At 52.7% G+C, this 18,512-nt stretch carries 17 protein-coding genes; 12 read left to right on the top strand and 5 right to left on the bottom strand.

Going from position 1 to position 18,512, the window contains the following annotated elements; genetic code table 11:
- Positions 1 to 171 precede the first annotated feature (171 nt).
- The 5 genes from lepB to PSCS_RS08325 all read left to right on the top strand — a co-directional run bounded on the left by lepB (position 172) and on the right by PSCS_RS08325 (position 6,222).
- On the top strand, positions 172 to 831 hold the full coding sequence (gene lepB, locus PSCS_RS08345) for a signal peptidase I (protein WP_068811652.1): 660 nt from the start codon (positions 172 to 174) through the stop codon (positions 829 to 831).
- Between the two features lie 100 nt (positions 832 to 931).
- On the top strand, positions 932 to 2,044 hold the full coding sequence (gcvT, locus tag PSCS_RS08340) for a glycine cleavage system aminomethyltransferase GcvT (protein ID WP_068811650.1): 1,113 nt from the start codon (positions 932 to 934) through the stop codon (positions 2,042 to 2,044).
- A gap of 31 nt (positions 2,045 to 2,075) precedes the next feature.
- Positions 2,076 to 2,459, top strand: coding sequence for a glycine cleavage system protein GcvH (gene gcvH / locus PSCS_RS08335; protein ID WP_068811648.1), 384 nt, complete (start codon positions 2,076 to 2,078; stop codon positions 2,457 to 2,459).
- Entirely contained in the window at positions 2,456 to 5,344 is a 2,889-nt protein-coding gene (gene gcvP, locus PSCS_RS08330; protein WP_068811647.1) for an aminomethyl-transferring glycine dehydrogenase, read from the top strand. The genes gcvH and gcvP overlap by 4 nt, the downstream gene beginning before the upstream one ends.
- A 26-nt stretch (positions 5,345 to 5,370) precedes the next feature.
- Positions 5,371 to 6,222: an ion transporter gene (locus tag PSCS_RS08325; protein ID WP_068811645.1), complete on the top strand. Its 852-nt coding sequence runs from the start codon at positions 5,371 to 5,373 to the stop codon at positions 6,220 to 6,222.
- A gap of 22 nt (positions 6,223 to 6,244) precedes the next feature.
- On the opposite strand, the gene PSCS_RS08320 is transcribed toward PSCS_RS08325, so the two are convergent.
- Complete coding sequence (locus PSCS_RS08320; protein WP_068811643.1) at positions 6,245 to 7,279, bottom strand: type IV pilus twitching motility protein PilT; 1,035 nt, start codon at positions 7,277 to 7,279, stop codon at positions 6,245 to 6,247.
- Between the two features lie 178 nt (positions 7,280 to 7,457).
- Here PSCS_RS08320 and PSCS_RS08315 point away from each other — a divergent pair, with 178 nt between their 5' ends.
- A complete protein-coding gene (locus PSCS_RS08315) occupies positions 7,458 to 7,910 on the top strand; it encodes a hypothetical protein (protein ID WP_068811642.1) in 453 nt (150 codons plus the stop codon).
- Between the two features lie 263 nt (positions 7,911 to 8,173).
- Here the strand turns inward: PSCS_RS08315 and PSCS_RS08310 are convergent, their stop codons facing one another.
- Positions 8,174 to 9,751: a S8 family serine peptidase gene (locus PSCS_RS08310; RefSeq protein ID WP_068811640.1), complete on the bottom strand. Its 1,578-nt coding sequence runs from the start codon at positions 9,749 to 9,751 to the stop codon at positions 8,174 to 8,176.
- A 113-nt stretch (positions 9,752 to 9,864) separates the two neighbouring features.
- On the opposite strand from PSCS_RS08310, the gene PSCS_RS08305 reads away from it, so the two are divergent.
- The 4 genes from PSCS_RS08305 (at position 9,865) to PSCS_RS08290 (ending at position 13,262) form a co-directional block, all read left to right on the top strand.
- A complete protein-coding gene (locus PSCS_RS08305; protein ID WP_068811638.1) occupies positions 9,865 to 10,338 on the top strand; it encodes an RNA polymerase sigma factor in 474 nt (157 codons plus the stop codon).
- Between the two features lie 15 nt (positions 10,339 to 10,353).
- Positions 10,354 to 11,079 carry a hypothetical protein gene (locus tag PSCS_RS08300; protein ID WP_068811636.1) on the top strand — a complete coding sequence of 242 codons (726 nt, stop codon included), beginning with the start codon at positions 10,354 to 10,356 and terminating at the stop codon, positions 11,077 to 11,079.
- An 86-nt stretch (positions 11,080 to 11,165) separates the two neighbouring features.
- On the top strand, positions 11,166 to 11,873 hold the full coding sequence (locus tag PSCS_RS08295; protein WP_068811634.1) for a YggS family pyridoxal phosphate-dependent enzyme: 708 nt from the start codon (positions 11,166 to 11,168) through the stop codon (positions 11,871 to 11,873).
- Between the two features lie 9 nt (positions 11,874 to 11,882).
- Entirely contained in the window at positions 11,883 to 13,262 is a 1,380-nt protein-coding gene (locus PSCS_RS08290) for a serine hydrolase domain-containing protein (protein ID WP_068811632.1), read from the top strand.
- A gap of 16 nt (positions 13,263 to 13,278) precedes the next feature.
- Here the strand turns inward: PSCS_RS08290 and PSCS_RS08285 are convergent, their stop codons facing one another.
- The 3 genes from PSCS_RS08285 to efp are packed head-to-tail and all read right to left on the bottom strand — an operon-like array spanning position 13,279 to position 15,213.
- Positions 13,279 to 13,584 carry a hypothetical protein gene (locus PSCS_RS08285; protein ID WP_068811631.1) on the bottom strand — a complete coding sequence of 102 codons (306 nt, stop codon included), beginning with the start codon at positions 13,582 to 13,584 and terminating at the stop codon, positions 13,279 to 13,281.
- A gap of 55 nt (positions 13,585 to 13,639) precedes the next feature.
- Positions 13,640 to 14,617: an EF-P lysine aminoacylase EpmA gene (epmA, locus tag PSCS_RS08280; RefSeq protein WP_068811629.1), complete on the bottom strand. Its 978-nt coding sequence runs from the start codon at positions 14,615 to 14,617 to the stop codon at positions 13,640 to 13,642.
- A 26-nt stretch (positions 14,618 to 14,643) separates the two neighbouring features.
- Positions 14,644 to 15,213 (bottom strand): elongation factor P, encoded by a 570-nt coding sequence (efp, locus tag PSCS_RS08275; RefSeq protein ID WP_068811627.1) that lies wholly within the window; start codon positions 15,211 to 15,213, stop codon positions 14,644 to 14,646.
- Positions 15,214 to 15,278: 65 nt separating this feature from the next.
- Between efp and epmB the strand changes: the two genes are divergently transcribed.
- The gene (gene epmB / locus PSCS_RS08270) at positions 15,279 to 16,274 is read left to right on the top strand and encodes an EF-P beta-lysylation protein EpmB (protein ID WP_068811625.1); all 996 of its coding nucleotides are present in this window, start codon (positions 15,279 to 15,281) and stop codon (positions 16,272 to 16,274) included.
- A gap of 4 nt (positions 16,275 to 16,278) precedes the next feature.
- The gene (locus PSCS_RS08265) at positions 16,279 to 18,381 is read left to right on the top strand and encodes an EAL domain-containing protein (protein ID WP_068811623.1); all 2,103 of its coding nucleotides are present in this window, start codon (positions 16,279 to 16,281) and stop codon (positions 18,379 to 18,381) included.
- Positions 18,382 to 18,512 lie beyond the last annotated feature (131 nt).

Genomic DNA, 18,512 nt, shown 5'->3' with positions numbered 1-18,512 from the left:
ACGTTATAACGAAGTCGGTATCGCTAATGAGTCCAGAGTGACTGACATTAGCAGAAATTGTCCTGTTTTATACAATTTTGTCTGTAACGTGACTGTCATCCATTGACCTCAGCGGCCAATTAGGGCTATTGTCGGAATTCGTGTTAATGAAATTCGCCAGCAAAAAACCGCATGAGACACTACCTGACAGCTTTTTGGCGTGACAACCGCAAGTTCTTGTTGATACTGGTCAGTATCGTCTGTTTCAAGAGCGCTGTCGCCGACCTGAACTCCATCTCCGGACGCTCCATGCAGCCCACCCTGCTTGATGGGGATAAGGTCTGGGTCAACAAACTGGCCTACGACCTCAAAATTCCTTTTACTGGCATTTCACTGGTAGAAATCGGCGACCCGCAATATGGCGATATCGTTATCATCGATTCTGAAGCGGCTGGCAAACGCTTAATCAAGCGTATCATCGCCGTCCCTGGCGACACCGTTTACATGCGTAATAACATGCTGATCGTCAATGGCGAAATCGTTGATCATAAAGTGCTGTCTGAAGGTAATGATGGCATCGTCATCTCCGAACACCTGTTTGACCAGACCCACCAGGCCTTGCTCACCAGTCCACGCAACCGTCGTCTGACCCGCAGCTACGGCCCTGCCCGTGTGCCTGAAGATCACTTTTTCGTACTCGGTGACAACCGGGACAACAGCGCTGACAGCCGGCTCTATAGCTTTATCCCTCGAAGCCAGCTGGTTGGTCGTTCAAGTTCTGTGGTTTTTTCTCTGGACAATGAACACAGCTTCCGTCCGAGAACAGAACGTTTTCTGGCCGAGCTGGACTGATACTGCGCTGTTAAATACGCGAAACAACGCTTAAAATACCTTCTTTTCCTGCACCAGAACCGAGTGGTGTGCCATTCAGTAGTTTGTAAGCGAGGTGTGTGTGGGCAAACGAACAGCGCTTTTTGAGAATCACCAGCAATCCGGAGCAAAACTGGTCGACTTTGGCGGCTGGGATATGCCCATTCAATACAGCTCACTGATGGAAGAGCATCGAGCTGTGCGAGAACAAGCCGGCATGTTCGATGTCTCTCACATGACCATCGTGGACATTACCGGCCCGGATGCCAAGCCCTGGTTGCGCCACCTTCTTGCCAATGATGTCGAACGGCTGCACCCGAATCAGGCACTTTACACCGCCATGCTCAATGACGAGGCTGGCGTGATCGATGACCTGATCGTTTATCAGCGTTCATCCGGCTATCGACTGGTCGTCAATTGTGCGACGCGCGAAAAAGACCTGGCCTGGATGAACAGTCATCTGGCGAATTTCGACGTCACCCTGACAGAAAGATCCGATCTTTCCATCATCGCTGTTCAGGGCCCTCAGGCCTTATCTATTCTGGCCCCTTTATTGCTTAACTATTCTTCGTTGACCGAGGACAGCCTGTCCGGGTTAAAACCTTTTTATGCCATCGAAGCGGACAGCGTTTTCGTGGGCAGAACCGGCTACACCGGCGAGGACGGCGCGGAGCTGATGCTGCCGCACCATGATGCGCAACGCCTTTGGGATGAGTTGCTGTCTGCCGGTGTAAAACCGGCAGGTCTGGGCGCAAGAGACACACTGCGCCTTGAAGCCGGCATGAATTTGTATGGACACGATATGGACGAGACAGTCTCACCGTTAGCCGCCAACATGGCCTGGACCGTTGTCTGGGAGCCTGAAGAGCGTCAGTTCATCGGCCGCGCTGCCCTTGAGGCGCAGCGCGAGCAACGCCAGGAGCAGCCATCTCGCCAAGTATTAAAAGGACTGGTTATGGAAACGCGAGGTGTCTTGCGTGAAGGCCTGACCGTGCACTGCCAACTGGATGATGGCAGTGAGGCACAAGGCCTGATTACCAGTGGCACCTACTCACCGACATTGAAGCACAGCATTGCTTTGGCTAGAATTCCGGCCAACACCACATCCTGTGAAGTCGAACTTCGCAACAAACGCATTCCGGTCCGAATCGTTCGACCGGGCTTTGTGCGATTCGGCAAAAAAGTATTCGATTAATTTCCCACCCTTTAGCCATGAGGACTGAACCGTGAGCGACCTTCCCTCCGAATTACACTACACAGCTACCCACGAATGGATTCGCGTTGAAGAAGACCATTCCGTCACCATCGGTATTACCGATCACGCACAGGACCTGCTGGGTGACATCGTCTTTATTGAACTGCCTGAAGAAGGCAGCACGGTGGCAGCCAAAGACGAACTCAGTGTAATCGAGTCCGTCAAAGCGGCATCTGACATTTACGCCCCTGTCTCCGGCGAGATCATTGCCGTCAATGAAGACCTCGCGGACGCACCAGAAACCGTCAACTCATCACCTTACGAAGAAGGCTGGATTTGCCGCATTCTGCCAAGTAACCCGGCAGAGCTGGAAGAGCTGCTTGACGCTGACACTTACGCTGGAATGTGTGAATGAACATAGATACGCCGCTGAATGCACTGCACGATGATGACGCTTTTATCGGTCGCCATATCGGCCCTGATGCGTCCGCCATTCAATTGATGCTGGAAAACCTGGGCTACTCTGATCTGGATGCCCTGGTCAAAGCCACGGTGCCGGAAAGCATCGCGCTCAACAAACCGCTGGCTCTCGATCCTCCACGCAGTGAGCAGCAGGCACTGGCCAGCCTGAAAGAGCTGGCCGATCAGATAGACCTGCGCCGATCCTATATCGGCCTGGGATATCATGACACAATTACACCACCTGTCATCGTGCGCAATGTACTGGAAAATCCAGGCTGGTATACAGCATACACGCCCTATCAGCCGGAAATTTCCCAGGGCCGCCTGGAAACACTGATCGCCTATCAGCAAATGGTACTGGACCTCACCGGCATGGAACTGGCTAATGCCTCCATGCTGGACGAGGCAACAGCTGCTGCTGAGGCCATGGCGCTGGCCAAACGGGTCAGCAAGAACAAAGCCAGCCAGCAATTCTTCCTCGACGAAGCCTGCCTGCCGCAAACCCGCGACGTGGTAGAAACCCGGGCCGAGCGCTTCGGCTTTGACATCATTGTCGGCCCTGCAGCAGAAGCCGGCCAGCACGACGTCTTTGGCGCATTACTACAGTACCCTGACCGATACGGTCGAATTACCGATCTCAGTAACATAGCCACCGAGCTACACGACAAAAAAGCAATCGTCTGTGTTGCTGCCGACCTGATGAGTCTGACATTGCTGACACCTCCTGGCGAAATGGAAGCCGATGTCGTCGTAGGCAACACACAGCGTTTCGGTGTCCCAATGGGACTGGGCGGCCCGCACGCCGCCTATTTTGCCACTCGCGACGCGTTCAAGCGCGCCGTACCCGGACGCATCATCGGCGTATCAGTCGACAGCCGCGGCAAGCAGTCCTATCGCATGTCATTGCAAACGCGGGAACAGCATATCCGACGCGAAAAGGCGAACAGCAACATCTGTACCGCTCAGGTATTGCTGGCCAATATTGCGGCTATGTATGCGATGTATCACGGCCCGGTCGGCTTGCAGAAAATTGCCTTGCGCATTCACCGACTGACCCGGATTCTGGCGGCAGGACTACACAGCAACAACCTGAACATCAACGAGACATTCTTCGACACACTGACCCTGCAGGTTACTGCTGAGCAGCGTACTGAAATACTGCATCGCGCTGATGCGGCGCGGATAAATCTGCGCACCACTGAAACAGATGCCATTGGTATCAGCCTCGATGAAACCACGACAGTGGACGACATAGCTACACTGCTGGCGGTTATCACAGGCGATACCGTTACTCCTGACAATATTAAACAGCTGGACAGTGGCCTCTACCCGCAATTTGGCATTCCTGCCACCTTGCAACGTCAGAGCCCGTTCATGCAGCACGCCGTCTTCAACCGTTACCACAACGAAACAGACATGCTGCGTTACCTGAAGCGCCTGGAGAACCGCGATTTGTCACTGGCCCACGCCATGATCCCACTGGGCTCCTGCACCATGAAATTGAATGCCACGGCCGAGATGATGCCAATCACCTGGCCTGCTTTCAGCAAACCACACCCGTTTGTACCGGCAGATCAGGTCAGCGGCTACCGCAGTATGATCGAGGGACTGGAACACATGCTGGCTGAAATCTGTGGCTTTGATGCCGTCAGCATGCAGCCTAACTCTGGTGCCCAGGGTGAATACGCCGGCTTGCTAGCGATTCGCCGCTATCTGGACGCCCAGGGGCAGAAGGAACGCACCGTCTGCCTGATCCCCAGTTCTGCTCATGGCACCAACCCTGCCAGCGCACAAATGCTGGGCATGAAAGTGGTTGTGGTCGCCTGTGATGAGAAAGGCAACATTGACCTGGAAGACCTGAAAGCGAAGTCGGCCCAGTACAGTGACACACTGGCTGCGCTGATGATCACGTACCCGTCAACGCACGGCGTGTTCGAAGAAACCGTCAAAGAAGTCTGCCAGATTATTCACGATCACGGCGGTCAGGTTTACCTTGATGGTGCCAACCTCAATGCCCAGGTCGGTCTCGCCCGACCCGGTGATATTGGCGCTGACGTGTCCCACGTCAACCTGCACAAAACCTTCTGCATTCCGCATGGCGGCGGTGGTCCAGGTATGGGCCCGATTGGTATCAAGAAGCACTTGCAGCCCTATGTTGCCAACCATAGTGTCGTCGCTCTGGATGGCCCTGAGAAAGACAGCGGCGCTGTCTCTGCCGCCCCCTGGGGCAGCGCCAGTATTCTGCCGATTTCCTGGATGTACATCACCATGATGGGGGCCAGCGGCCTGCTGAAAGCCAGCCAGGTTGCCATCCTCAGTGCCAACTATATTGCCAGCCGACTGGAAGGGCATTATCCGGTGCTGTACACCGGAAAAAATGGTCGGGTCGCACACGAATGCATCATTGACCTGCGCCCCCTGAAGGCAACGACCGGCATTACCGATGAAGATGTCGCCAAACGATTGATGGACTACGGCTTCCACGCCCCTACCATGTCATTCCCGGTACCCGGCACGCTGATGATTGAACCCACGGAAAGTGAACCCTTACAGGAACTGGATCGCTTTATTGCAGCCATGATTGGCATTCGCCAGGAAATCGCACGCATTGAGTCGGGTGAGCTGGACGCTGAAAACAACATGCTCAAGCAGGCGCCTCACACCTTGGCAGATATCATGGATGAATCCTGGGATCGCCCCTACAGCAAAGCGGAAGCAGCCTATCCGGTTGATTCACTGCGCGAAGACAAATTCTGGCCCAGCGTTAACCGGATTGATAATGTCTACGGTGACAGAAACCTTTTCTGTGCCTGCCCCAGCATTGATGATTATCGCTGAGAAGCGCATATAGAGACCGATAAAGTATGACAAGCCGTTTTCGCCAACGAACCGCTGAGTGGGTGGAGAGTCCAGCGGTTCAAAACTTTATCATTACTCTCATTATCATCAATGCCATTACTCTGGGCCTGGAAACCTCCAGCACGATCATGCGTGTTGCAGGCCCGGCACTGGAGTGGCTGGAAAAGGGCATTCTGGCGATTTTTATTGCTGAAATTGCGCTCAAACTCTACGCCCATGGCTGGCGGTTCTTCCGCCAGGGCTGGAATGTCTTCGACTTCTCCATTGTCGCCATTGCGCTGGTACCGGCGGCAGGGCCTTTTGCCATACTGCGTTCGCTGCGCATCCTCAGGGTGCTTCGATTGCTGACCCGAATCGATCGATTGCGACGCATTATTGAGTCGTTATTACAGGCCATTCCCAGCATAGGCTGGATTTTGTTCCTGCTCACCATGGTGTTCTACATTTTCGGTGTCATGGGCACGCAGCTGTTTTCTGAAGAATTCCCTGAACGCTTTGGCAACCTGGGACTCACGCTTTACTCGCTGTTCCAGGTAATGACGCTGGAAAGCTGGTCTGAGGGGATATCGCGGCCTGTCATGGAAGTGTTTCCATACGCCTGGATCTACTTCACTACCTTTGTTCTGATTACCGCTTTTGTCGTACTCAACCTCTTCATCGGTATCATCGTCAGCACCATGCAGGAGCAGCACTATGAAGAGGAAAATCGTCGACGCAATGAGAACGAAGCGACTGCTCACCAGGAACGTGAAGAAATGCTGTTAATTCTCAGAGACCTGGACAAGCGGGTGAGAGAACTGCAAAAACCGCCCAACACTGACGCCAGCGCTGTAAAAAACACGCCAGCGTCGGAGTAACCTTCCTTAGCCGTGTTCCGGCTTAGAAGTGTTCCGGGTTGCGTGCTTTGCTGCGGGCAATTTCAGACTCGACCATGCCAGACTCAACCAGCCGCTTCAAATGCTGATCGAGAGTCTGCATGCCTTGTTGAGCACCTGTCTGTATCGCCGAATACATCTGGGCAATCTTATCTTCACGAATCAGGTTTCTAATCGCCGTCGACCCCATCATAATTTCATAGGCAGCAACACGCCCTCCACCTTTCTTTTTCAGCAATGTCTGAGCAATCACGGCCTGCAACGACTCAGATAACATAGAGCGAACCATCGATTTCTCTCCAGCGGGAAATACATCAATGATTCTGTCGACTGTTTTCGCTGCCGATGACGTATGGAGTGTGGCAAATACCAGATGGCCGGTTTCCGCCGCTGTCAGCGCCAAACGAATAGTTTCCAGGTCCCGTAGCTCACCGACCAGTATGATATCCGGGTCTTCACGCAACGCTGAACGCAGCGCATTACTAAAGCTCCTCGTGTCCCGGTGCACCTCTCGCTGATTCACCAGGCAGTTCTTACTCTCATGGACAAACTCGATGGGATCTTCGATTGTCAGAATATGCTCATGTCGGGACTGATTAATGTAATCCACCATGGCCGCAAGTGATGTTGATTTACCTGACCCAGTTGGCCCGGTCACCACCACCAGTCCGCGAGATAAATTGGCGATTTTCTCAAACTGTTCCCCCATCCCCAGATCCTGCATCGTCCAGACCTTGGACGGAATGGTGCGGAAAACAGCTGAAGCTCCACGCTTCTGACTGAAAGCGTTGACACGAAAACGTGCCAGCCCGGCGATCTCATACGAAAAATCTGTTTCCAGGCTTTCGTTGTACTCTTCTTTCTGAAATGGCGACATGATTGCATCAAGCTGTTTGCGAATAGCCTTGTCTTCAAGCGCAGGCATATCTATGCGCTTCATGTCCCCGTCAATCCTTATCATTGGCGGCATCCCGGCTGCCAGGTGTAAATCGGAGGCATTATTGTTAACAGCAAACTCAAGTAGCTTATTTATATCCATCGTTAATATCCATCGTCGTCAGGTCGCCCACAACTTATAAGTGATTGTCTATTAGAGAACTTTTTAGCATATCGGCCAGCTTTACGCCAAACATTAACTCGACCCGGAATTTTTTCAGGAATAAAAGGCTGAAAGCATCCGTCGAACAAGTGTCAGACACTCAAAAGGAGGTATTGACATGATGACGTTTAACCTGAACAACGTTTTTAAGCCTTCCATGCTTGCATTGGCTTGTGCAACCACTTTTAGCACGGCCGTTGCGACAGCTCAGGTGTCACCGCTTGAACCGGACGTTGATGTCAGCGGTGAAGTCAACAGCAACACAACTCTGGACACTGACAATATCAACAGCACAACCGATGCTCAGCTGGATGGCCAAATCTCAGCTAATACCGATACGGAAGCCGCAATTGAAGCAAGTGAAAACGCGGCAGAGCAAGCTGTACAAGTTGAAGAGGAAGCGGAATCCGCCGTTGAATCCAGCATTCAAAGCAGCCAGGAAATGGCTGAAGAAGCAGAATCACGCAGCGACGAGGCTCGTGCTGAAGCCGAAGTGGAAGCCAATGCTGACGCTGCCGTCCAGATGGGCGCCATTATCAGCAACCATTTTGACTACTCAAGAGCCAGTTAACGTTAGTCATTTCCTGGGCAGGTTTACACCTGCCCAGGCGACCACTTCTGAGTACGATAAAGGAAAAGGTAATGACGTTATGGAGCCTATCATCGACAGACCTCAGAGTTTTTCACCAGCCACCTTATTAATAGACCGACCATTCACATTCATCACCACAACGTTATGTACGGCTATTGCTTTGATGAGTTTTCAATACCAGGCTATAGCACAACTACCAAGTACCGAATACCGCGAAAACCGGCAAAATCCCGACCTTGAAATCAGTTTCTGATCGTCGGATGTAAGATGCCATAGCCAAAGATGCTGTCATGACCTGGCTCACCCACATCTTTACTACGCGCCTGCAACTGACGTTGAGCCAGTTGAATGTTGCCGGAAGACTGAGCTGCTTCGCAGGCCAGATAAGCAGCAACAATAGGCGAAGCTAAAGAAGTGCCCGACTGAGAACCAATGCGCCCATCATCCCTGGCAACCGGCAAATCGACACCCAGGGCAGCATAATCAATATGCTCTCCCTGATTTGCCCAACGATAAATCCCGCCCTGACGATCTACCGCAGTCACAGCAGTGACTCCAGGGTATGCGGCGGGAAAGACCGGTGGTGCATGAGCGCCGTGATTACCAGCCGCGGCAACGACTGCAACGCCACTTTCCATGGCCAGGTCGAGGGCCTGTTTGAGCACACGATTTTCTGGCCCCGTTAAACTGATGTTGATAACGGAGACCTTCTGCTCCATCAGCCAACCCAGCGCCCGCATAAGATTCAAAGCGGTTGCTCCCTGACGATAACGATCTTGTCCGTGTACGGCTGTTGCACTATAGACATTGGCATTTGGCAATAACGGCCCCAAAGCCGGATCCTCGCCAATCAGAACACTTGCCACTGCTGTACCATGACCCAGCGGACTGATTAATTCAGGCGCCAGAAAACGCCTGATTTGCAACCGGCCTGGTACTAAATCCCGAAACACCGCGTGGCCATTATGGATGGCAGAGTCGATCATGCCTATAGACACTGGTTCATTGCAGACAGCCGACATGGGCGTCAATAATGAAACCTGCTCATTTACTACAGATGGTGTACCTGCTGGCGTGGCAGCCCTCTCTTCGAGATTTTGCACTTGATAGACATGATTTCTGTCTATCAATGTGCGAAAGTTTTCCGGTACCAGTTCCAGAACTGCATTATCCGCATCCAGTGATGCCGGAATGACAAATGTCAGCACTTCGGCATTCAACACACCAAACTCTGTGCTGTCACTCAAATAAGGCAGAAGTTCCGGCGCATCAATAAACAATTGCTGGCGCTGCTCCTCAGTTACCAGCATAATCCATTCGCGTTCGATTGTGCGAACACCCGGCGCAACCTCAACTTCCACATAAACAGTTTCGCCATCCGGCCCCGTCACTTCCAGGCGCTGCGGCAAAGGCGGAAGCAACCCGGCAGCCTGGCTTTGCTGTGCCAGCGCCTGAAGGGGTTCTTGTTGCACAGCACTGATACTAGAACTGTTCTGTGCCTGAACTTCCTCCCGGCGACTTTGCTGCTGTCCTGACAGGTCACTCTGCAGGCGCTCCGTGACGGACTCAAGGCTCGATGTTGGGGTATCAGTTTGCTGTCCGGCCAGCACCAAACCATCTGCCTGGCCTGCACGCGCTCCACTTGAGGCTGTGTTTTCGATCACTTGCTCGAAAATTGCTTCTGCGGGCAAACCATTTTGGTATTCGATTACCGCCGATGATTCCGGTAAACTTTGCGCTCGCGAATTAAGGTAGCTGCCTATCGCGTAAATACAGGCAAAAACCACAACCAGCAAGATGTATCGTGTCTGTTTGTTCATAGTGCTTAATCGCATACCAACTAGAACGAATAAAACATAAAAAAAATCCGGTTCCTCCCGGAATAAAGTAAACTACCACCCGTTGTTTAATTAAGAAAGGAGTACAGGGGCATATGCAAGCTCAGTTGACGGCCCTGTTACCGGCCCTGCGACGCTTCGCTTGGTCACTGACACAATCTGTTCATGATGCTGACGACCTGTTGCAAGCGACCGTAGAACGTCTTCTGAGCAAAGGTGTACCTGAAAACGTTGATCTATCACGTTGGGCATTTACCGTGTGCAGAAATCTCTGGATTGACGAATATCGTGCAAGAAAGATCCGCAAGACGGTCGACGTCGACCCGGAAGTGTTCGAAAGCGGCCAGGTGGATGGCGAACGTGAAGTCCACGGCAAATTACAGTTAAACCAGGTGATGACTGCCATGAAAAACCTGCCTGAAGATCAACACGCTGTACTCAGTATGGTAGCCATACAGGGACTTAGCTATAAAGATGTGGCTGCAGAGCTCGAAATACCTGTGGGAACGGTGATGAGCCGGCTATCCAGAGCACGCTGCAAACTGGCTGAATTGCTTGCCGCCGGGTAAGCTGGGAGAGTGGTGATGATGCAAATTAATGATGAAATTTTATCAGCCATGCTGGATGGCGAACTGGATGCGGAGCAAATCCAGGAAGTGAATCACGCAATGGTGGCTGACCCTAAGCTGGCCGCTCGTTTCGCTGAACTGGCAGCTGCTAACGCCAGCTTTGTGCAAAGCGCCAAAATGATTGATGAAGCGCCCATGCCGGACGCCGTTACGCGCCTCCTCGAAAGCGCTGAACAGGACAGTAATGTGGCTGACCTGCAGGCCTTTCGACAACTACGCAAGCCCACGCACAACGCCAGCAATAAACCTGCACTGCGCTGGGCGGCACTGGCCGCATCACTGGCACTGGCTGTTGGCCTGGCCGGTGGCAACCTCCTTGGCACTGGGAGTAGCAGCCATGCCCTCAGCCCGGCTGTTGCTGACGCACTTAATTCGGTATCCAGCGGCGAGCAGGTAGAAATTGGGTCAACGGAATCGATGCTGGCCGGATTCAGTTTTGTCGATACAGATGAACGCTTCTGTCGTCAGTTCAGTGTTAACAGTCAGGATGGCAGCAGCAACCAGATTGCCTGCCGTGACGGCGAAGACTGGGAACAGGTGGCTGTTATCCGCTCCACAGAACAATTGTCAGAAAGTTATCAGCCCGCCTCTGCCAATAACCAGGCACTGGATGGCGTACTTGATACCATTATGGTTGGTGCACCGCTGAGCCTGGAAGAAGAAGCTCGCTGGCTGGACTGACCCACTTTCACCTTCCACCGCAACCCTCTTTGATGAGCCGCTGGTCGTGATGACGATCAGCGGCTTTGTCATGCTAATATACTGGCATGACAGAACACACCATTATAGAAAACTATCAGCGTGTCATGGCCGATATTGCGGCAGAGGCGACCCGTTGCCAGCGCTCTCCTGACAGCGTGCAATTGCTGGCGGTCACCAAAACACATGCCATCGACAAAATTCGTCAGGCTTACGAGGCCGGCGCTCGTGATTTTGGCGAAAACTACTTGCAGGAAGCACTCGTCAAAATCGAGCAACTGGCTGACGAAGACCACCCAATGAAGGATGTGCGCTGGCATTTCATTGGCCCAGTTCAATCCAACAAAACACGGGATATTGCAGCTGCGTTTGACTGGCTGCACAGTGTGGACCGCCTTAAAATTGCCCGACGACTGAGTGAGCAACGCCCGGACTCGATGCCAGCCCTCAATATCTGCCTTCAGGTCAATCTGTCAGATGAGACCAGCAAGTCCGGGGTCGCACTGCACGAGGTAGGCGCCCTGTGCGAAGCCATTGCCCCGCTACCAAGGCTGCACCTGCGCGGACTGATGGCCATTCCCGCACCGACTGATAACTATGAGGCGCAACGTGCTGTGTTCCGCCCGCTGTCAGACTTGTTCAGAGAACTGCAGGCCCGGTATGATCAGTTCGATACATTGTCCATTGGCATGAGCGCAGACTACAAAGCCGCCATTGCCGAGGGCGCCACAATCATTCGCGTCGGCTCGGCCATATTTGGCGCACGCAATCGGTGAATACAGTTGATGAAAGCACTTAAACGCACATTCTGGTTCCTCATCCTGCCCCTGATCTTTCTGCTCACCCTGTTATCGTTTATTGGCCTCACACCAACCTACCTCCTGAACGCCCCTGCTGTCGCCAGCGGCATCGGCGCCAAACTGTTATGCAGTGCCCGTTATGTGAGTGGCTTTACGCCAGCCCAGGCAAAGTCAGACCTGATCCAGTATTCACCGATTCTCGAATATCTCAGCATTTCCTATGACGATGAAAACAGGCAGGTTACCACTTCATTGCAGGGGCTGGCGGAAACCACAGCCAGTTATCGCAACGGCATCGGCTGCTATACGGAATTCAGCGGTTATGCAGCAAGAGCCGAATATGAACACAGCCCGCTCACTCCCTCACCTGCCAGTTGGCCTGCTGGCAATCACGTCGATACAATCCAGCCCGCCTGGCAGCGTCTGACTGACAGTATCGTAAGCAGCGACAACGAACAGGGACTGAATACCCGGGCGTTGCTCGTTGTGCATAACGGTGAAATCGTCGCTGAAAGCTATGCACAACAAACTGATACCGAGACGCCACTGCTCGGCTGGTCCATGGCCAAAAGCCTGAGCAGCATCATGATTGGCAACCTGGTTTATACCGGCAGATTGCAGGAAGATATTCAGCCTGTGTTCGCTGAATGGGCCGATGATGAGCGCCAGCAGATTACGTTACAGCACTTGCTGACCATGACTGACGGACTTTCCTTTATCGAGGACTACAGCCCTGGCGATGACGTCACTAAAATGCTGTTCACCGGCCCGGCTGCCTCTGATTACGCCGTATCACGCCCTCTTTTGCACGAGCCTGGCAGCCATTTTCATTACAGCTCCGGCACCGCAACGCTGCTAAGCCGGCTTTACTTTCTTAATACTGGCGCCTCACTAGAATCATCTCTGGCGGCTTATCGCCAGGACATTGCCCGTCCGCTGGGATTTCAGCATGCTGTGTTTGAACCCGATGCCGCCGGTGTTCCCGTTGGCAGCTCCTATTTCTTTGCCCCGGCTCGTGACTGGGCTCGCCTGGGGCAACTGATGCTTAATAAGGGGACGATTAACGGTACCAGGGTGGTCTCCGAAGACTGGATAGAAAAATCATTGCAGCCCGGTCCTGCAGGAAACACCAGCTCCTATGGCTATCAATGGTGGCTGAACACCGGCGGTGCAGACAAACGCTGGCCAAGCCTGCCCGAAACAACGTTCTCGGCCACCGGCAACCGCCAGCAGTTCATGATGATGGTGCCCTCGGAAAACCTGATTGTGGTTCGCCTGGGCTGGACATCAGGACAATACCCGACTGACGAAACGGTCAGCCGGCTATTACCTGAAAATGTACTTCCCCTGAATGAGTTAAAGTAAGAAAGTATTGCACAGGTTATCTTTCTGAATAAGACAAACCACAGTGCGCACAGGTGCGACGAAACGGGTTGAGAAAATACTGTTTAACAAAAAACTGCTCATTGCAGTCCGGGCAACGCTTCACCGTCATTGCGATGCCAAAAGCAGCATAAATCGCCATGTATACCAGCATCAGCCAGGTGGTATCCTGACCATTATTCAGCAGGCGAGTCACTGCGATGACATACAAGGGGAAAGTAAGAAAGCAGACCATCAAGCGACTGCGAGAACGCTTAATTGCGTTCAGCACATCACGTTTGCTTTCATCGGCAGGTGCGGACATATCAAATCTCTTCTTATTCACTTGTTTATGTCTCAGATTATCATCTCAATACCGGTTATGCATGATCTGATGTAAAACTGAGCACGTCTGCAATCGAATTTGCCTGCTGGGCCAACATGATCAAACGGTCCACACCAAGGGCAACACCAGCGCAGTCGGGCATGCCATGCTCCAACGCTGCCAGTAAATGGGTATCCACGGGAATTTCCGGCCGGTTTTGTAACTGTCGCTGACGGTTGTCTGCTGCAAAGCGATGTTGCTGCTCAGCGGCGTCGGTTAATTCCTGATAGCCATTGGCAATCTCCATGCCCAGACAAAACAGTTCGAAACGATGCGCCACCGGATCACCTTCTGCATCCTTCTCGATACGCGAGAGTGAGGCCTGACTGGCAGGAAACTCCGTGACAAACACGGCTGACTGCAGGCGCGGTTCAATACAATCTGCCATCAGCAGGTTGAGCCAGTCATCCCGAGACATATCCGACAACTCTACCTGTAACAGCTCACTGGCATTGAGCGCCAGCGTCTCATCAGCAATACGCATAGGATCAAACCCCAGCTCACGCAAAAACAGCTGACGGTAGGTGATTCGTGCAAATGCAGCGGATGGCAAAGCCGGACTGTCCTCAGGCAGACAATATCGCAACAATGCTTCCACTTCTGCCATTAACTGCTCGACGCTCCAGTCCGGACGATACCACTCCAGCATGGTAAATTCCGGGTTATGCCGCTGCCCCTGTTCATCCTGCCGAAAAGCTTTACATAACTGGTAGATTGCACCACTGCCTGCCGCTAGCAGGCGTTTCATGGCGAACTCTGGGGAGGTTTGCAAATATACCGGTGCGCCCGGGAAAGGCCGCTCTACTTGCATGCTCTGCAAATGCAGATCAGTCGCGGTACTGTGACACAGCAGGGGGGTCTCGACTTCCAGTACCTGGCGTTCGGCAAAGAACGTGCGGATGGAAGCCAAAGAACGGGCGCGTTGTTGCAACGCGCCGATTGTCGCACTGGGGCGCCAGGCATTCTCGGTCATCAGATCAGCCCGGCAACACAGGTATCTTAGCGAACACGGTTCTGGTATTCACCAGTACGGGTGTCAACTTTCAGCACATCGCCGATATTCACAAACAAGGGGACGCGAACCACCGCGCCAGAGCTCAGGGTCGCGGGCTTGCTGCCGCCCTGGGCAGTATCACCTTTGAGGCCCGGATCCGTTTCTGTCACTTCCAGCTCCACAAAGTTGGGCGCTGTGACATTGATCGGGGCATCATTGTATAACGTTACCAGATAGACTTCTTCTTCCTTCAGCCAGTCCAGCACATCTGACATCGCCGCTTTGTCAGCGGCGAACTGCTCAAATGAACCGTCTGTTTTCATGAAGTGCCAAAATTCGCCATCGGAGTACAGGTAACTCATGTCCGTTTCCATAACATCCGCACTTTCCAGGGATTCACCTGACTTAAAAGTGCGCTCCCAGACCCGGCCATTGATCAGGTTACGCAGTTTGACGCGATTGAAGGCCTGACCTTTGCCTGGCTTGACATATTCATTCTCCAGGATGCTACAAGGGTCACCTTCCAGCAGCACTTTCAAGCCGGGTTTAAATTCATTTGTGGAAAAGTTCGCCATGCTAAACCTCTTGATATACTAGTGTGTCGTTAAACTTTGATTATTGAATACAGGCCTGATGTTTCATGATGCTAGTCGCCAAAGAGACCAGCTGGCAACGCCAGCTATCTGATCTGATTACTGATCCAGCCGAACTGTTGTCGATACTGAATCTTTCTCCCGGCGATTACCCTGTCCCGGACGATATTCTGGCAACATTCCCGCTAAAGGTGCCGCGCGCTTTTGTCAGCCGCATGCGCCCGGGCGATCCGCTGGACCCGTTATTGCGCCAGGTCTTGCCCATCATGGAAGAGGGCGATGATACTCCCGGATTCACAATTGATCCACTCTCAGAGGCTGATTTTAACCCGCAAGCCGGTATTCTGCATAAATATCAGGGGCGAATCCTGGTGCTTGCCGCTCCTCATTGCGCGATTCATTGCCGTTACTGCTTTCGCCGCCACTTCCCCTATGATGAAAATATCCCTGGTCGCGCCCATTGGGAGGAAAGCTTAAAGTGGCTGGCCGACCGCCCGGATATCCGTGAAGTCATCTATAGCGGCGGTGATCCACTGGCAGCCAACGACCGCCATTTGGCCTGGCTGACAAAAAGAATTTCAGAAATTCCGCACATCCGCCGATTACGTATACATACCCGGACACCTGTGGTGATTCCGGCAAGGGTGAATGAGTCCTTATTGACCTGGCTGAATGACTGCCAGTTACAGAAAGTCATGGTGGTACATATCAACCATGCTCAGGAAATCGACGCTGAAGTCGCCCAGGCACTGCAGAAGTTACGCAATGCCAATGTCACTTTATTGAACCAGAGCGTGTTGCTGAAAGGCATTAACGACAATGTCGATGCACTGGAAGCACTCAGTGAGTCACTCAGTGCAGCTGGCGTACTGCCGTATTACCTGCACATGCTGGATCGCGTACAAGGTGTTGCGCATTTTAATGTCAGTGACGACAGGGCGTTCGCGCTTATGGACAAGTTGAAGGCGCGACTGCCCGGCTTTCTGGTACCCTCGCTGGTCAGAGAAGAGCCCGGCGAAACGTCGAAAACCAGGCTAATATAAATTTATGGATGCATTGCGAAACAATTACACGATTCTAGTCAGTCATGGCTGCATGGAGCAGGCAGAGCCCCTGGTGACATTACTGGGCCGCTCCGGTATGTCATGCCAGCTGGCAGAGTGTCCGGCTGACGGCATTGCTGATCAGTTACCAGGCGTAGACAGTTTTGACCTGGCCTTGCTGTTCACCGAAGCAACAGGACTGTCCAGTGAAGCTATCCTTAAGCAGATCGTTGCCAGTGGCAATGAAATACCCTGTTTCATTATCAGTCCCTCGCCCGTCCGCCACCTGCCCCTGATGAACCAGGGTGCTGCCGCGGTCATCTCTGCTAATCAATTAACCTCTCAAGGCGGCCAGATTCAACTGGTGTACCAATTACGACGGGAGCTGTCGCAACTCAATTTCAGGCGGGAGAACCGTCGGCTCAGTAACAGCGTACGTGAAATGGAGCAACGACTATCCAGCCTGATGTCGCAAAGCCCACTTGCTGTGGCAACAATAAAAAACGGTTGGCATAAGGAAACAAATGAAGCCTGGCAACAGTTCTTTGGTTTTGATGACCAGGATGCTGTACAAAGCGTTCCTTTTCTGGACCTCGTCGCAGAGCAGGATGTTGAAAAGGTACGTGAGTTCCTCAATAAAACGCCGCTGCAAGCTGGCGGGTATTGCGAATTTGAAGCCAGCCGGGCCGATGGCACTACGTTCAATGCGCTCCTTCAGCAACACGCCATATACAATAATGGCAAAGCCTATATCCAGTTGACTGCTCGCGAGCGTTCCGGCAACCCCGCACATGACAAAGAGATACAGGACGCCAGACAGCGCGATCTATTAAGTGGGCTTTTTAATGAAACCCACATCACGCGCTGCGTCGACCAGGCCATCAGTGAAGCCATTTATCACCACCAGTTCTCCTGCCTGATTTTGCTTTCAATTCCCGGAATGACCGAAGCATCAACAGTGCTAGGTAAAAATGACACATGGCTACTAACCAGAGATATTGCCAGTCAACTAAAAGCACAGTGTCCGGACGACGCGCAGATTGGTCGCCTTGACAGCGGAGACTTTGTCATTGTGCTGCCCGGCTCATCAATGATGCCAGACCAGGAGCTGCTTACCCGACTGGAAGAATTGCAAAGCACCATTCAGACATTGCTGCCGGTCGGTTTAACACTGACTTTTCATTGCGGCTCTGCTCTGGTCACTGACGAAGCTCCCGATGCCGAAACATTATTTATTCGCGCAAGACAGCACCAGTCTGCCCGGCAAATGCAACTGCAGCTGCCCAGCCAGGGAGGCCTGCAAGACTCGGAAAAAACCGATGTCTCTTCACAGTTGCGGGAAGCAGTTGAGCAGGAATCATTACAGATCGTCTACCAGTCTATCGTCAGCCTGCAAACTGACTGGTCACCCTGGTTTGAAGTCCGCATCCGGTTACCCATTGGCAGCCAGGTACTGCTGCCACACAGTTTTATCGACCAGGCTAACCAGCATGGCTATGGTGAAAAAATTGATCGTTATGTCCTCAGCAAGGCAATCAACGTGCTTGCCGAGCACAAAGAATCCAAACTTCGCCTGATCGTAAATCTGACCGCCAACTCGCTCACCAGCCAAACCTTACTGGTATGGTTAACGCGGGAACTGGAGAAATACCGGCAAGGACCGGAGAAACTCATTTTGCAGATCAGCGAACCTGACAGCCTGAATGCGCTGGAGCGTGTTCGACAATTTACAGAAAATGCCATCGGGCTGGGCTTTGAAATTTCCATCTCCCAGTTCGGCTGCAGCCTGGATCCGCTGAGGCTGGTCGACCAGCTCAATGTCACCTACGCCAAACTGGACAAGGTGATGTTGCATCACATTGATATGGATGCCCCGCAGCGCGAACGGTTACAGGATGTGGTCAATCACCTGCACAGCAAAAATATCCGGGTTATCGCGCCATTAATAGAAGATATAGAGTTACTGCCCCTGCTCTGGCAACTGGATATCAATTACGTGCAGGGTTATGCGCTGCAAACACCAAGTGAGCAGTTGGAGACAGGTCTGTTTGTGCCTGCCTCCATTAGTTCATCTGGTGATAATTCACCGCCAGTCAATCTTCAGTAACCGCACCCAGCCTCTGGTGTCCATGTGCCAAACCAGGGACACAGCCACTGCTGCCCCTGGTGATGTACAATCTGCTCTCATGTGAGCCGTCATCGTGACGGCCTGCGCCTGCGGAACCCAATGGTAGAGGT

This window comes from Pseudohongiella nitratireducens (assembly GCF_001642735.1).
Lineage (GTDB): Bacteria > Pseudomonadota > Gammaproteobacteria > Pseudomonadales > Pseudohongiellaceae > Pseudohongiella > Pseudohongiella nitratireducens.
This window is presented reverse-complemented; position numbering and strand designations above follow the sequence as displayed.

Coding starts and splice junctions, on each gene's coding strand:
- lepB (WP_068811652.1), top strand. CDS start 172: ATGAGACACTACCTGACAGCTTTTTGGCGTGACAACCGCAAGTTCTTG.
- gcvP (WP_068811647.1), top strand. CDS start 2,456: ATGAACATAGATACGCCGCTGAATGCACTGCACGATGATGACGCTTTT.
- PSCS_RS08325 (WP_068811645.1), top strand. CDS start 5,371: ATGACAAGCCGTTTTCGCCAACGAACCGCTGAGTGGGTGGAGAGTCCA.
- PSCS_RS08320 (WP_068811643.1), bottom strand. CDS start 7,279: ATGGATATAAATAAGCTACTTGAGTTTGCTGTTAACAATAATGCCTCC.
- PSCS_RS08315 (WP_068811642.1), top strand. CDS start 7,458: ATGATGACGTTTAACCTGAACAACGTTTTTAAGCCTTCCATGCTTGCA.
- PSCS_RS08310 (WP_068811640.1), bottom strand. CDS start 9,751: ATGAACAAACAGACACGATACATCTTGCTGGTTGTGGTTTTTGCCTGT.
- PSCS_RS08305 (WP_068811638.1), top strand. CDS start 9,865: ATGCAAGCTCAGTTGACGGCCCTGTTACCGGCCCTGCGACGCTTCGCT.
- PSCS_RS08300 (WP_068811636.1), top strand. CDS start 10,354: ATGATGCAAATTAATGATGAAATTTTATCAGCCATGCTGGATGGCGAA.
- PSCS_RS08295 (WP_068811634.1), top strand. CDS start 11,166: ATGACAGAACACACCATTATAGAAAACTATCAGCGTGTCATGGCCGAT.
- PSCS_RS08290 (WP_068811632.1), top strand. CDS start 11,883: ATGAAAGCACTTAAACGCACATTCTGGTTCCTCATCCTGCCCCTGATC.
- PSCS_RS08285 (WP_068811631.1), bottom strand. CDS start 13,584: ATGTCCGCACCTGCCGATGAAAGCAAACGTGATGTGCTGAACGCAATT.
- epmA (WP_068811629.1), bottom strand. CDS start 14,617: ATGACCGAGAATGCCTGGCGCCCCAGTGCGACAATCGGCGCGTTGCAA.
- efp (WP_068811627.1), bottom strand. CDS start 15,213: ATGGCGAACTTTTCCACAAATGAATTTAAACCCGGCTTGAAAGTGCTG.
- epmB (WP_068811625.1), top strand. CDS start 15,279: ATGATGCTAGTCGCCAAAGAGACCAGCTGGCAACGCCAGCTATCTGAT.
- PSCS_RS08265 (WP_068811623.1), top strand. CDS start 16,279: ATGGATGCATTGCGAAACAATTACACGATTCTAGTCAGTCATGGCTGC.